This window comes from Pseudomonas sp. B16(2017) (assembly GCF_002113205.1).
Taxonomy (GTDB): domain Bacteria; phylum Pseudomonadota; class Gammaproteobacteria; order Pseudomonadales; family Pseudomonadaceae; genus Aquipseudomonas; species Aquipseudomonas pharyngis.
The window spans coordinates 222,416-236,214 of record NZ_NEKA01000006.1; the positions used below are offsets into that span (position 1 = coordinate 222,416).

A 13,799-nucleotide genomic window follows, 5' to 3' on the forward strand; every position below is an offset into this window, starting at 1 on the left:
GGCAGCTGTAATCGCAATGCGGTTGCAGGTGTGTGCTCTGCGGCCGAGAGGGCGAACCCGGTTTTCAACCACGCAAGGAAGTAGCAAATGTCAGTGTTTTATGGAACGAGTGAAGCCGATGTCATGGGCGGCAGTGAAGGCAATGACGAACTCTACGGACTGGAGTCGGATGATCAGATCTGGGGGACCACGGGGTCCGATCTGCTGGATGGCGGGGAAGGGTTTGATTCGGTGAGTTATCAGCCGATGTCGCAAAGCGTCAGCGTCGATTTCCGCGAGGGACTGGCCACTGTCACCAAGGCGGATGGCTCCGTCGATACCCTGGTCGGCATCGAAAAAGTCATCGGCAGCGCCCACAATGACACCCTCGCCAGTTCGATCGCCGGCGTCACGCTGGCAGGCGATAACGGCGATGATGTGTACATCGTCGGCAGCGAAGGCGTGTCGATTATCGAAGACGAGTACGGCGGTTATGACGAGCTGCGCACCAGCGTCAATACTCAGAAGATGGACCCGTTCCTCGAGAAGATGACCTTCACCGGCACCGGCGACTTCAAGGGCTACGGCAATGCCGGGGCGAACGTGATTATCGCAGGTGCCGGCAATGACGTTCTCTGGGGTGGTGACGGTGGTGACCAGTTCTTTGGCGGTGAGGGATTCGACACCGTCAGCTACACCGACAGCCTTGAAGGCGTCAGTATCGAGCTCTCCAGCATTTGGGGCGCCACCGGCATTGCATGGGGCGATACCTACTCGAGCATCGAGGCCGTGCAGGGTTCGAACTTCAACGACGTGATCTTCGCCGGCGCAAGCGCGATGGCCATGGACGGTGCCGATGGCTTTGACGCCGTCGATTACAGCCCTTCCAACGATGCGGTCAGCATCGAGTTTCGTGATGGCAAGGGCTTCGGTTCCGGCGGTTACGCCGAGGGCGACACCTTGATCAATGTAGAAAAGGTTGTGGGGACGAACCTGGACGATCACTTCACCGCCAACTCCGGTGGCGTGACCTTCGAAGGTGGCTGGGGCAGCGACGTCTACACGATCAACAGCGAGGGGGTGACCATCATCGAGTCAGACTCAGGCATGGGTTATGACGAGCTGTACACCAGCCTGTCGGTCATGAAGATGGACCCGTTCATCGAGAAAATGACCTACACCGGCACGGCCGATTTCACCGGTTATGGCAACGATTCCGACAACCACATCTTCGGCGGCAGCGGCAATGACCTGTTCTACGGTGGCGCCGGGCGGGATGTCTTCATCGGTGGCGCGGGAACGGACATCGTCAGCTATGACGACAGCGATACGGGTGTGGTGGTCAATCTGTGGAGGATTGGCCAGAACGGTACAGCTGAAGGGGACATGTATTACGACGTCGAAGGTCTGCGCGGCAGTCGTTTCAATGACGTGATGGATGCCGGCCGCGAGGACGCGATCCTGGAAGGTGGAAGCGGCGACGATGTGATCAACGGCAACGATGGCAACGATCACCTCTACGGCGGACTGAAATCCGGTCTCGACGGAGATGTCGCGCAGGCCGACATGCTGTCTGGCGGCTCGGGCGATGATGTTATCGTCAGCGCTGTGAATGACCTGGGTACAGTGGCCCACGGTGACCAGGGCAGTGACACCATCACGGTTCACAACGGCAGTGCCTTTGGTGATGACGGTTTTGATGTGCTCACCGGTACCGGCAACCATTATCTGTTGTCCGGTGGCAGCGGCAGCGACGTGCTGAACCTCAATCTCCCGGGGCAATCGGGCACTGGCGGCATCGCACTGGGCGGTATGGGTGACGATACCTACATCGTGAACACCACCGGGCTGGTATCGATTCAGGACGAGGGCTGGGATATCAATGACACCCTGATCCTGAACACCCTCGCCAATATCAGCCAGTTGAACGTCACCCGCATCGGTGACGACGCCTATCTGCATAGCGCCAATGACGGCAGCACTGGCGTTCCTGACAGCGGCGTGAAGCTGCAGGGCTGGTACGCCGGTTTCAACAACATCGAACACCTGCAGACCGCTGACGGCCAGGTCTACGATCTGCCGGCGACTGTCGACGGATTTGCGATGTTTGGCTGATCCATTCGCGTCATTGACGTAATGCGGTGAAAGGGATGAATCCGGCAACGGATTCATCCCTTTTTTCATGCCCGGATTTTCCCGCCGACGCCGGGCCTGTGGAGCTGGCGCGTTTCCTGCAAGTCCCCCTCAAATCGCCATAAAACGAGCGCTCGCGGTCATTCACCTGCGCCCGGACTGGCAAAGGTTCAGCCGCAAAGGCCTGCAACAGCGAGGCCAAGCCCTGTGACGTAGAAGAGGGGAGACGATGAAGGCAGTTATTTTGGCGGGTGGCCTCGGCACGCGCATCAGTGAAGAGTCGCACCTCAAGCCCAAGCCAATGATCGAGATCGGCGGCAAGCCAATTCTCTGGCACATCATGAAGCAGTATTCCGCCCACGGAATCCACGACTTCGTGATCTGCCTCGGCTACAAGGGCTACGCGATCAAGGACTTCTTCGCCAACTACTTCCTGCACACCTCCGACGTCACGTTCGACATGCGCAACAACCGCATGGACGTTCACCAGAACTACAGCGAGCCGTGGAGCGTCACCCTGATCGACACCGGCGAGGAAACCATGACCGGCGGCCGTCTGCTGCGTGCCGGCCGTTACCTCAAGGATGAAGAGGCGTTCTGCTTCACCTACGGCGACGGCGTCTCCGACATCAACATTGCTCAACTGGTCGACTACCACAAGGCTCATGGCCGTCTGGCGACCGTCACCGCCGTGCAGCCGCCGGGCCGCTACGGCGCCCTTGAGCGGCATGGCGATCAGGTCCTTGGCTTCACCGAAAAACCGCGCGGCGACGGTGGCTGGATCAATGGCGGCTTCTTCGTGCTGTCGCCTAAAGTGCTGTCGTACATCGCTGGCGACGAAACCACCTGGGAAGCGGAGCCGCTGGCTCGCCTGGCCCAGGACGAACAACTGAAAGCCTTCGAGCATGAAGGCTTCTGGCATCCGATGGACACCCTGCGCGACAAGAACCACCTCGAAGCGCTGTGGCAGAGCGGGGAGGCCCCATGGAAGCAATGGGACTGAGTCCGGAATTCTGGCGCGGCAAGCGGGTTCTGGTCACCGGTCACACCGGTTTCAAGGGCAGCTGGCTGACCCTGTGGCTGCAAAGCCTCGGTGCGCAAGTCAGCGGTTTTTCCCTCGACCCGTCGACCGAGCCAAGCCTGTTCGAACTGGCGCGTGTGAGCGAAGGCATCAACGACCAGCGCGGCGACCTGCGTGACCTCGGCGCCTTGCTCGAGATCATCGCCGACACCGAGCCGGAGATCGTCCTGCACCTGGCGGCCCAGCCGCTGGTGCGCGAAGGTTATCGCGATCCGCTCGGCACTTATTCCAGCAACGTCATGGGCACCCTCAACCTGCTCGAAGCGATTCGTCAGGTTGGTTGCGTGCGGGCCTGCGTGCTGGTGACCACCGACAAGGTCTACGCCAACAAGGAATGGCTGTGGCCGTACCGCGAGGACGAAGCCCTCGGTGGCCACGATCCTTACAGCAGCAGCAAGGCCTGCTGCGAGTTGCTGGCGCAGTCTTACGCGGCATCGTTTTTCCCGGCCGACAAGTACGCCGAGCACGGTCTGGCCCTGGCCACTGCGCGCGCCGGCAATGTGTTGGGCGGCGGTGATTTCGCCCCAGAACGCCTGATTCCCGATGTCCTGAAAGCCTGGTCGGCAGACGAGCCGGTGACCCTGCGTTACCCGCAAGCCGTGCGCCCGTGGCAGCACGCGCTGGAGCCGCTGGCCGGCTACCTGCAATTGGCCGCCGGGCTCTACGAACAAGGCCCGGAATACGCCGGAGCGTGGAACTTCGGCCCGGGTGAAGCGGACATGTGCAGCGTCGGCGAAGTGGTCGAACTGCTCTCCAACCGCTGGCCTCAGGCCCGTGGCCTGCGCCTCGAAAAGAGCGACCTGCACGAAGCCGGTCTGCTGCGCCTGGACAGCAGCCGCGCCCGTCAGGTGCTCGGCTGGCAACCGCGCTGGACGTTGCAGCAATGCCTGACCCAGACCCTCGACTGGCACTTGGCGTGGCAGAACGGCGACGACATGCGCACCGTGACCCTCGGCCAACTGAACCTGTACCGGGGCGCGCTGTGAGCGAGTTTTCCTTGAAACCGTTGCCGCTGGCCGGGTTGTTCAGCGTCCAGCACAGACGCTTCGAAGATCAGCGCGGGCACTTCGCCCGGCTGTTCTGCGAAGGCAGCCTGAAAGCGTTCGGCAGCGAATTCCACATCCGCCAGATCAACCATTCCTGCACCCGCGAGAAGGGCAGCGTGCGCGGTCTGCATTACCAGAATGCCAATGCGCCGGAAGCCAAGTTGATCACCTGCCTGCGCGGTGAAGTGTGGGACGTGGCGGTAGACCTGCGCCCGGACTCGGAAACTTTCCTGCACTGGCACGCCGAGCACCTGAAGGCCGGCGACGGACGCAGCCTGCTGATTCCGGCCGGCTTCGCCCACGGTTTCCAGACCCTCACCGAAGACGCCGAGCTGCTTTACCTGCACAGCGCTGATTACGCGCCGGAGCACGAGGGCGGTCTGTCGGTGAACGATCCACGGCTGGCGATTGCCTGGCCGTTGCCTGTCAATAATTTGTCAGCGCGTGATTCCAGCCATCCCGCGCTCGATCAACACTTTGCTGGAGTGCGTCTATGAACTGCCGTGGGTGCGCTGCACCGCTGAGCCTGCCGCTGATCGATCTCGGCACCTCGCCACCGTCCAACGCCTACGTGCATGCCGATCGGCTGGAGCAGGCCGAACAATGGGTACCGCTGAAGGTCGCCGTGTGCGAGCAATGCTGGCTGGTGCAGACCGAGGATTACACCTCGGCCGACAGCCTGTTCGACGCCGAGTACGCCTACTTCAGTTCGTTCTCCAGTACCTGGCTGGCTCACGCCGAGCGCTACGTGGCCGAGATGGTCGAGCGCTTCGGCCTGACCGCCGACAGCCGCATGGTGGAGGTCGCCGCCAACGACGGCTACCTGCTGCAATACGTGGCCGGTCGAGGCATCCAGTGCCTGGGCGTCGAGCCGACCCGCAGCACCGCGCAGGCAGCACGGGAAAAAGGTCTGGAGATTCGTGAACTGTTCTTCGGTCGCGACACCGCCGCCCAGCTGAAAAGCGAAGGCTGGGCCGCCGACCTGATGGCCGCCAACAACGTGCTCGCTCACGTGCCGGATATCAACGATTTCCTCGGCGGTTTCGCAACGCTGCTGAAGCCGACCGGCGTCGCCACCTTCGAGTTCCCGCAACTGCTGACGCTGATGGCCGGCGCGCAGTTCGACACGCTGTATCACGAACACTATTCGTACCTGTCGTTGACCGCCGTGCAGACCCTGTGCGAACGCAACGGCCTGGAAGTGTTCGACGTCAGCCAGCTGACCACCCATGGCGGATCGCTGCGGGTGTTCGTCCAGCGCAAGGATGGCGAACGCCGCGCAGTGCAGCCGACCGTGCAACAGCAGTTGCAGGCCGAGCTCGACGCTGGGGTGAAAACCTCCGGGTACTACGCGACGCTGGCGCCGGCTGCCGAACGTATCAAGCATGATCTGCTGCGTTTCCTGTTGCAGGCCAAGGCCTATGGCAAGCGTGTAGTCGGTTACGGCGCCGCTGCCAAGGGCAACACCTTGCTCAACTACGCCGGGGTCAAACCGGATCTGCTGGCCTGGGTCGCCGATGCCAACCCGCACAAGCAAGGCAAGTTCCTGCCGGGCAGCCGCATCCCGATTGTCGCGCCGTCGCAGATCGATATCGAGAAGCCGGATTACGTGCTGGTGCTGCCATGGAACCTGTTGCACGAAGTCAGTCAGCAATTGGCTCAGGTGCGTCAGTGGGGCGGACGCTTCGTGATCGCCGTGCCTGAGTTGAGCGTGCTGTGAAGGTTCTGGTCACCGGGGCCACGGGCTTCGTCGGTCGTCATCTGGTCGCGGCGTTGCTGGCTCGTGGCTGCACGGTGCGGGCGGTTGCGCGCGATGTGCAGAAAGCTGCGGACATGCCGTGGATCAAAGACGTCGAGTTCGTGAGCGCGGATATTCACGCGGCGGATCTGAATGTCGCGGCGCTGACCAAGGGCGTCGATGCACTCGCGCACCTGGCCTGGCCGGGGTTGCCGAACTATCGGGCGCTGTTCCATTTCGAGCACAACCTGATGGCTGACTACCGCTTCATCAAAGGCGCGGTAGAGGCGGGCGTGAAGCAGGTGTTGGTGACTGGCACGTGCTTCGAGTACGGCATGCAGAGCGGCCCGTTGAGCGAACAGAACGACGCGCAGCCGGCCAATCCCTACGGTCTGGCCAAGCACACGCTGCACCTGTTTTTGCAAAATCTGCAGCAGGAGTATCCGTTCACCCTGCAATGGGCACGGCTGTTCTACCTGCACGGTGAAGGGCAGAACCCCAACAGTCTGTTGGCGGCGCTGGACCGGGCAATCGACGCCGGCGATACGACGTTCAACATGTCGGCGGGTGAACAGTTGCGGGACTTCCTGGCGATTGAAACGGCTACCGCGTACCTCGCCGCGATCCTGCGCAAACGCGACTTCGACGGCACGATCAACTGCGCCAGCGGCCAGCCGGTTTCGGTGCGGGCACTGGTTGAACAGCGCGTACGTGAACGCGGCGCGACCATCGGCCTGAACCTCGGCCACTACCCGTATCCGACCCACGAACCGCTGGCGTTCTGGGCGGTGACCGAGCGCCTGCAACAGTTATTGGGAGAGCCGCAATGAGGCACGAGTTGTATCGGGTCACCGACCTGCCGGTGCTGCAAAACCGCACCTTTGCCGATCCCGAATCGGCGAAGGCATCGGCCAGCGCCGACATGTTGCTGGTGCAGGATGAGCGCAGCGGTCTGATCTTCAATGCGGCGTTCGACGCCGACAAGCTCAGCTACGACGCCGACTACCAGAACGAGCAGGCGCATTCCGGCCAGTTCCAGAAGCACCTGAGCGATGTCGAATGCATCATTGCCCGGCACTTCAAGGGTCAGGAACTGATCGAAGTCGGCTGCGGCAAAGGCTATTTCCTGGAGCTGCTCAAGGGCCTGGGTTATCGCATCACCGGCATCGATCCGGCCTACGAAGGCGAGAACGCCGACGTGATCAAGGCCCCGTTCACCCTAGGCCTGGGCCTGGAGGCGGACGCCATCGTGCTGCGTCATGTGCTGGAACACATTCAGGATCCGCTGGGTTTTCTGGCGGTGATCGCCGAAGCCAATCAGGGTGGCGGGCAGATCTACATCGAAGTGCCGTGCTTCGACTGGATCCTCGAACACCGCGCCTGGTTCGACCTGTTCTACGAGCACGTCAATTACTTCCGCCTCGATGACCTGCGCCGGATGTTCGGCACCGTGCACGAGGCCGGTCACCTGTTCGGTGGCCAATACCTGTACATCGTCGCTGACCTTGCCACGTTGCGCCTGACCCCGGAACAACCGGTGCCACGCCTGGCCTTGCCGGACGATTTCACCGCCAGCCTCGAGCGCGCGGTGCAGATCATCCAGGGTGCACCCGAGCAGGGTTCGGCGATCTGGGGCGCCTCGTCCAAAGGCGTGATCTATTCGCTGTTCCTGCAACGCGCCGGCGTGGCGGTGGATCGCGTGGTCGATATCAACCCAGCCAAGCAGGGGCGTTACCTGCCCCTGAGCGGCGCCCGGGTGTCCTCGCCGCAAGAGGCGATGGACGCCTTGCCCGAGGGCGCCAACCTGTTTGTGATGAATTCCAATTACCTCGAAGAGATCAAGCGGATGACCGGTGGACGTTACGTCTATCACGCCGTCGACAGCGCTTCGTTCCAGTGACCCTTGAGATTTTGAAAATGACCGACAACAGCATCAACAAAGCTTTCGAAGCCGAATGCCGCGAGCAGATCGCCCAGCAGGGTGACGACCAGAAACTCACCGGCCTGGCCCGCGATTTCTTCAACGAATCGGCCAAGCACAAGTACAGCTACCACTTCTCGTGGATGGGCCGTCCGATCATCCAGCTGCCGCAAGACATGATGGCCATGCAGGAAATCATCTGGCAGGTGAAACCGGATCTGGTCATCGAGTGCGGCATCGCCCACGGCGGTTCGATCATCTACTACGCCTCCCTGCTGGAACTGCAAGGTCACGGCGAAGTGCTGGGCATCGATCTGGACATCCGTGCGCACAACCGCGAAGCCATCGAAAGCCACCCGATGAGCAAGCGCATCAAGATGATCGAAGGTTCGAGCATCGACCCGGCCATCGCCGCCCAGGTTCGCGCTGCCGCCGAAGGCAAGAAAGTCATTCTGGTGCTCGATTCCAACCACACCCACGACCACGTGCTCGAAGAGCTGCGCCTCTACGCGCCACTGGTTTCGGTCGACAGCTACTGCGTGGTGATGGACACCGTGGTTGAAGACATGCCGGCCGATTTCTTCCCGGATCGTCCATGGGGTCCGGGCGACAACCCGAAGACCGCCGTTTGGAAATACCTGGAAGAGAACAAGGATTTCGAGATCGATGTGCAGTTGCAGAACAAGCTGTTGATCACCGTGGCGCCGGACGGCTATCTGCGTCGCGTTCGTTAATTCGCAACATCACCAAAGCGTTGTCTCGGCGAGTCGCCGGTTGTGGAGAGAAGTTATGCAAGGCAAGTACAGTTCTGAACTGACGCTACCGCTCAACGAGCTGTTGACCGTAGTGCTGATTACGCACAATCGTCCGGCGTTCCTGCGTCGGGCGGTGAAGTATTACAGCAGCCTGCCCTGCAGAATCATGGTGCTGGACTCCACGGCCGAGCGGCCGGAAGGCGACTTCTCCGCAGTTGATTACCACCACGTGCCGCAGTTCGCCTACTGGGGCATGCAGGCCAAGCTGGCCTATGGCGTGGAGCAACTGACCACGCCGTACATGGTGCTGGCGGCCGACGACGACTTCATCCTGCACGATTCGCTGGCCGAGTCGGTGGGCTTCCTGCAGGCGAATCCGGATTACGGCATGTGCCACGGTTACTGCATGATGTACCTGACGCTGGGCGGTGGCGTGAGCTACTACCGCCGCGACAAGAAAGTGCAGGAAGACTATGCGTCCGAACGGGCGCAGGACCGCGTCGTCGACTACATGAGTCAGTACATCCCGCCGTTCTACGCGGTCACCCGTACCGACCTGATGAAAACCTGGCATTCGGCATTGCCGCCGGGCACCAGTTTCCAGTGGCAGGAAATCGGCCATGTATATTTCCTGCTGGCCAGTGCCAAGGCGCGAATCCTGCCGATCCCGTATGTGGTTCGTGAGATCAACTATGGCAACTCTGAGCACAGCACAGAGGTCTACCACTCGCTGACCTATATCGATGCGAAATCCGTGGCCGAACGCGAAGCCTTCGCCGAGTTCCTCGCGGGTCTGCCAACCGGTATCAAAGACTTGAACGCAGAGCAGGGCAAGGCGTTTGCCCTGCAAAGTTTCGAGGCGATGGTCGACAGTCTGCAAAGCGGCCGCGCCCTGACGGCGGAGTTGATTATCCAGTCGACGTGGAACCAGGAGCTCAAGCGGCCGGACCGCCGCTTCGGCCCCCTGCAGTACGTCGAAATGCCGTTCTACAACCAGGCATTCTTCGATCGTCTGGAGCAGTTCGAATTCATGCTGCACGCGATGCCGGCCGGGCGCATTCAACTGGAAAAACTCGAGGGTGTGTGGACGCGTCAGGCGCACCTGATCCAGGCGCGCAACAACGATACCCCGGCCAGCGTGCTCGACCGTCTGTGGCAGGCCCATGATCTCAATGCGTTCAACCGCACCGTAGCCAAGCGCCTGGCCGAGCAACTGGAGCTGTCTGGCGAAAGTGAGGAAGCGCTGAAGATGCGTGACTGGATCGCACGTCTGGAAACGCTGACCGTCGCCGATCACCATCAGGTGTTCGACCAGATGCAATCCGGGCGTCTGCTCAAGTGGCTGGAGTCGCGTCAAGCCGATGCGGTGCAGATCGGGTCGATTGCCGAACATCTGGCCGTGAACGGTGGTGGTCCGCAATTCGGCATTTTCCTGCTGGATATGGATGACGACATCGACAAGTTGCAGGTCAGCCTCGACAGCCTGCTCGAAGGTCAATGCAAGGCGTTTCGCATTGTCGTGTTCACCACCGGTGAAGCACCGGCGGCGACCACTGCGCAGAACACGCTGCACTTTGTCCGCGTGACTCCCGAAAATCTGGTCGACAAGCTCAACCAGAGTGCTCGTCAGTCGCCTTGCGACTGGTTGCTTCTGGCTGAGGCGGGGGATGAGTTCACTGCCGGCGGCCTGTTGCGCGCCAGCCTGGAGCTGATGAACGCTGGCGGTATCAGCGCCGTGTCCACGGACGAGATTCAGCGCCGGGAAAACGGTGCGCTGATGGATGTGTTCCGTCCGGGCTTCAATCTCGACCTGTTGTTGAGCCTGCCGGGCCTGATGGCGCGGCACTGGCTGATACGGCGTGAAGTGTTGTTGGAAGTTGACGGCTACCGGGCCGATTTCAGCAAGGCGCTGGAGTTCGATCTGCTGCTGCGCATCATTGAACAGGGTGGCCTGAACAGCCTGGCGCACCTCGATGAGCCGCTGCTGATCACTCAGGCGCCGGAGCTTGAAGAGAATCCGCATGAGCGTCTGGCATTGCTGCGTCATCTGGGCAATCGCGGTTACAAGGCCAAGGTCACGTCGGCGGTGCCGGGGGTCTACCAGATCGATTATCACCATAGTGATCGCCCTCTGGTTTCGATCGTTATCCCGGCCGGGGACGATCTGTCTGCTCTGCAACGCTGCCTGGAAGGCGTGCTGTTGCGCAGCCGCTATCACAAGTACGAAATCCTGATTGCAACCACGGCTTCGCAATCGGCCGAGGTCAATGACTGGCTCGGGACTTATCAGCATCCGAAAGTCAGCGTGCTGCGCGCCGATCAATCGCTCAGCACGGCCGCGCTGTGCAACGCGGCCAGCCAGCAGGCTCAAGGCGAGTTTCTGGTGCTGTTGGCGGCGGACGCGGAAGTGGTCAATCCGAACTGGCTCGACTCGCTGCTCAACCATGCAATGCGTCCGGAAATCGGTGTGGTCGGTCCCAAACTGGTCGACCGCGACGGCAAGGTCAGCCAGGCCGGTCTGATCCTGGGCATGAACGGTGGTGTCGGCTCGGCATTCGTCGGCGAGAAACACGACGCCGAAGGCTATCTGTACCGGTTGTCCGTGGACCAGAACTACACGGCGGTTTCCAGCGTTTGCCTGATGGTGCGCAAAGAATTGTTCGAGGCGTTGGGTGGTCTGGACGACAACACGTTCGCTGCCGGCTTCAGCGATGTCGACCTGTGCCTGAAGGCCGGTCAGGCCGGCTACCTGACTGTCTGGACGCCATCGGTGCAAGTCATCCATCAGGGCGATATCGCCCAGGCTGATCAGGCACTGGCTGCATTGCAGGAAAAATGGGCGACGGCGTTCGCTCAGGATCAGGCGTACAACGCCAACCTGAGCCTGACTGGCAAAGGCTTTGTGCTGAACGACAGCGCTTCGCTGAACTGGGCGCAATTGATCGCCTAGGCCTGGCGTACAAGGAACGGAACTCAAGACATGTTCAACGGTAAATCGATTTTCATCTCCGGTGGCACCGGCTCGTTCGGGCGCAAGTTCATCGCGCGCCTGCTCGAGCAATACCAGCCCAAGCGCGTGGTGGTGTTCTCCCGGGATGAGCTCAAGCAATACGAAATGCAGCAGACGTTCAACGCGCCGTGCATGCGTTACTTCCTCGGTGACGTGCGCGACGCCGATCGCCTGCGTCAGGCCATGCGCGGCATCGATTACGTGGTGCATGCCGCGGCGTTGAAACAGGTGCCGGCGGCGGAATACAACCCGACCGAATGCATCCGCACCAACGTCAACGGCGCGGAAAACATCATCGCGGCTGCCATCGACAACGGCGTGAAGAAAGTCGTCGCGCTGTCCACCGACAAGGCCGCGAGCCCGATCAACCTGTACGGCGCCACCAAGTTGCTGTCGGACAAGTTGTTCGTCGCGGCCAACAATATCGCCGGTGAGCAACAAACGCGTTTTGCCGTGGTGCGCTACGGCAACGTCGCCGGTTCGCGCGGGTCAGTGGTGCCGTTTTTCAGCAAACTGATCGCCGACGGTGCGACTGAACTGCCGATCACCGACGAGCGCATGACCCGTTTCTGGATCACCCTCGATCACGGCGTGCAGTTCGTGCTCGACAGCTTTGCGCGGATGCACGGCGGTGAAGTGTTCGTGCCGAAGATCCCGTCGATCCGCGTGGTCGATCTCGCGCGGGGAATGGCCGAACACCTGCCGCACAAGAACGTCGGCATTCGTCCGGGCGAGAAGCTGCACGAATTGATGGTGCCGCTGGACGATGCGCGGATGACCCTGGAGTTCGCCGATCACTACACCATCCGGCCGTCGATCCGTTTCACCAGCGTCGACGTGGATTTCGCCGAGGACAAACTCGGTGAGCGTGGGGTGCCGGTCGGCGAAGACTTCGAGTACCGCTCCGACACCAACCCGCACTTCCTTTCGGTGGGGCAGATCGCCGAGCTGCACGCGAAGCTGTCGGTATGATTCCGTACGGTCGGCAAAGCCTCGACCAGGCGGACATCGACGCGGTCGTCGAGGTGTTGCAGTCCGACTGGTTGACCCAGGGGCCGACCATCGAACGCTTCGAGCAGGCGATGGCCGAGCGTTGCCAGGCCGATTTCGCCGTGGCGGTGTGCAACGCCACGGCGGCGCTGCACATTGCCTGTCTCGCGGCGGGGCTCGGCGCGGGCGACCGCTTGTGGACCACGCCGAACACCTTTCTCGCGTCGGCCAACTGCGGCCGTTATTGCGGTGCGGACGTTGACTTCGTCGACATCGACCCGCTGACCTGGAACCTCGATGCTGAAGTTCTGGCGAGCAAACTTGATGCTGCCGAGCGCGACGGCACCTTGCCCAAAGTACTGGTGGCGGTCGCGTTCTCCGGGCAGAGCTGCGACATGCGGCGAATTGCCGAACTGGCCGAGCGCTACAACTTCACCGTGATCGAAGACGCTTCCCACGCGGTCGGCGCCCGTTACGCTGGGCGCCCGGTGGGTTGCGGTGAATTTGCCGCGATGACCGTGTTCAGCTTCCACCCGGTGAAGATCATCACCAGCGGCGAAGGCGGCATGGTGCTGACCAATCGCCCGGAACTGGCCGAGCGCCTGCAACGCCTGCGCAGCCACGGCATGACCCGCGATCCGCAGCAGATGACCGAACCCAGCCACGGCCCGTGGTACTACCAGCAGGTCGAGTTGGGATTCAATTACCGGATCACCGATCTGCAAGCCGCGCTGGGCCTGTCACAGCTGAGCAAACTGGACGAGTTCATCGCCCGTCGCCGGGAGCTGGCCGCGCGTTACGACCGTCTGCTGGCGTACTTGCCGGTCACCGTGCCGAGCCTCCAGCCGGAGGCCGAATCGGCCTGGCATCTTTACGTGGTGCGTTTGCAGACCGAGCGCATCAGCCTCAGTCACCGTCAGGTGTTCGAAGGCTTGCGCGCCGCCGGCATCGGCGTGAACCTGCACTACATTCCGCTGCATCTGCAGCCGTACTATCGTGATCTGGGTTTTGCCGAGGGCGACTTTCCCGAAGCCGAGCGTTATTACGCCGAAGCGATCAGCCTGCCGCTGTTCCCGTTGCTGAGCGATCAGCAGCAGGACTACGTGGTCGAGCAATTGCGTCGGTTGACTGAATGATTGCCGCTGC

At 61.6% G+C, this 13,799-nt stretch carries 11 protein-coding genes; all 11 read left to right on the forward strand.

What is annotated here, in order from left to right:
• Window positions 1-87 precede the first annotated feature (87 nt).
• Window positions 88-2,094 (forward strand): calcium-binding protein, encoded by a 2,007-nt coding sequence (locus CAG25_RS12585; RefSeq protein WP_085611548.1) that lies wholly within the window; start codon window positions 88-90, stop codon window positions 2,092-2,094.
• Window positions 2,095-2,341: 247 nt separating this feature from the next.
• Window positions 2,342-3,115: a glucose-1-phosphate cytidylyltransferase gene (gene rfbF / locus CAG25_RS12590; protein ID WP_085611547.1), complete on the forward strand. Its 774-nt coding sequence runs from the start codon at window positions 2,342-2,344 to the stop codon at window positions 3,113-3,115.
• The gene (gene rfbG, locus CAG25_RS12595; RefSeq protein ID WP_011333026.1) at window positions 3,097-4,179 is read left to right on the forward strand and encodes a CDP-glucose 4,6-dehydratase; all 1,083 of its coding nucleotides are present in this window, start codon (window positions 3,097-3,099) and stop codon (window positions 4,177-4,179) included. Before rfbF ends, rfbG begins: the two co-directional genes overlap by 19 nt.
• Window positions 4,176-4,736 carry a dTDP-4-dehydrorhamnose 3,5-epimerase gene (gene rfbC, locus CAG25_RS12600; RefSeq protein WP_085611546.1) on the forward strand — a complete coding sequence of 187 codons (561 nt, stop codon included), beginning with the start codon at window positions 4,176-4,178 and terminating at the stop codon, window positions 4,734-4,736. Before rfbG ends, rfbC begins: the two co-directional genes overlap by 4 nt.
• Complete coding sequence (locus CAG25_RS12605) at window positions 4,733-5,959, forward strand: class I SAM-dependent methyltransferase (protein ID WP_085611545.1); 1,227 nt, start codon at window positions 4,733-4,735, stop codon at window positions 5,957-5,959. Before rfbC ends, CAG25_RS12605 begins: the two co-directional genes overlap by 4 nt.
• Window positions 5,956-6,807 (forward strand): NAD(P)-dependent oxidoreductase, encoded by an 852-nt coding sequence (locus tag CAG25_RS12610; RefSeq protein ID WP_085611544.1) that lies wholly within the window; start codon window positions 5,956-5,958, stop codon window positions 6,805-6,807. The genes CAG25_RS12605 and CAG25_RS12610 overlap by 4 nt, the downstream gene beginning before the upstream one ends.
• On the forward strand, window positions 6,804-7,877 hold the full coding sequence (locus tag CAG25_RS12615) for a class I SAM-dependent methyltransferase (protein ID WP_085611543.1): 1,074 nt from the start codon (window positions 6,804-6,806) through the stop codon (window positions 7,875-7,877). The genes CAG25_RS12610 and CAG25_RS12615 overlap by 4 nt, the downstream gene beginning before the upstream one ends.
• Before the next feature lie 17 nt (window positions 7,878-7,894).
• On the forward strand, window positions 7,895-8,632 hold the full coding sequence (locus CAG25_RS12620) for a cephalosporin hydroxylase family protein (RefSeq protein ID WP_064378606.1): 738 nt from the start codon (window positions 7,895-7,897) through the stop codon (window positions 8,630-8,632).
• A 55-nt stretch (window positions 8,633-8,687) separates the two neighbouring features.
• The gene (locus CAG25_RS12625) at window positions 8,688-11,603 is read left to right on the forward strand and encodes a TIGR00180 family glycosyltransferase (protein WP_085611542.1); all 2,916 of its coding nucleotides are present in this window, start codon (window positions 8,688-8,690) and stop codon (window positions 11,601-11,603) included.
• A 30-nt stretch (window positions 11,604-11,633) separates the two neighbouring features.
• On the forward strand, window positions 11,634-12,635 hold the full coding sequence (gene pseB / locus CAG25_RS12630; RefSeq protein WP_085611541.1) for a UDP-N-acetylglucosamine 4,6-dehydratase (inverting): 1,002 nt from the start codon (window positions 11,634-11,636) through the stop codon (window positions 12,633-12,635).
• Window positions 12,632-13,789: a UDP-4-amino-4,6-dideoxy-N-acetyl-beta-L-altrosamine transaminase gene (gene pseC, locus CAG25_RS12635; RefSeq protein ID WP_085611540.1), complete on the forward strand. Its 1,158-nt coding sequence runs from the start codon at window positions 12,632-12,634 to the stop codon at window positions 13,787-13,789. Before pseB ends, pseC begins: the two co-directional genes overlap by 4 nt.
• Window positions 13,790-13,799 lie beyond the last annotated feature (10 nt).

What these genes read in the sequence shown, in the direction of transcription:
- CAG25_RS12615 (WP_085611543.1), top strand. Translation starts at nt 6,804, where the DNA reads ATGAGGCACGAGTTGTATCGGGTCACCGACCTGCCGGTGCTGCAAAAC.
- CAG25_RS12620 (WP_064378606.1), top strand. Translation starts at nt 7,895, where the DNA reads ATGACCGACAACAGCATCAACAAAGCTTTCGAAGCCGAATGCCGCGAG.
- rfbG (WP_011333026.1), top strand. Translation starts at nt 3,097, where the DNA reads ATGGAAGCAATGGGACTGAGTCCGGAATTCTGGCGCGGCAAGCGGGTT.
- CAG25_RS12605 (WP_085611545.1), top strand. Translation starts at nt 4,733, where the DNA reads ATGAACTGCCGTGGGTGCGCTGCACCGCTGAGCCTGCCGCTGATCGAT.
- CAG25_RS12585 (WP_085611548.1), top strand. Translation starts at nt 88, where the DNA reads ATGTCAGTGTTTTATGGAACGAGTGAAGCCGATGTCATGGGCGGCAGT.
- rfbF (WP_085611547.1), top strand. Translation starts at nt 2,342, where the DNA reads ATGAAGGCAGTTATTTTGGCGGGTGGCCTCGGCACGCGCATCAGTGAA.
- pseC (WP_085611540.1), top strand. Translation starts at nt 12,632, where the DNA reads ATGATTCCGTACGGTCGGCAAAGCCTCGACCAGGCGGACATCGACGCG.
- pseB (WP_085611541.1), top strand. Translation starts at nt 11,634, where the DNA reads ATGTTCAACGGTAAATCGATTTTCATCTCCGGTGGCACCGGCTCGTTC.
- CAG25_RS12625 (WP_085611542.1), top strand. Translation starts at nt 8,688, where the DNA reads ATGCAAGGCAAGTACAGTTCTGAACTGACGCTACCGCTCAACGAGCTG.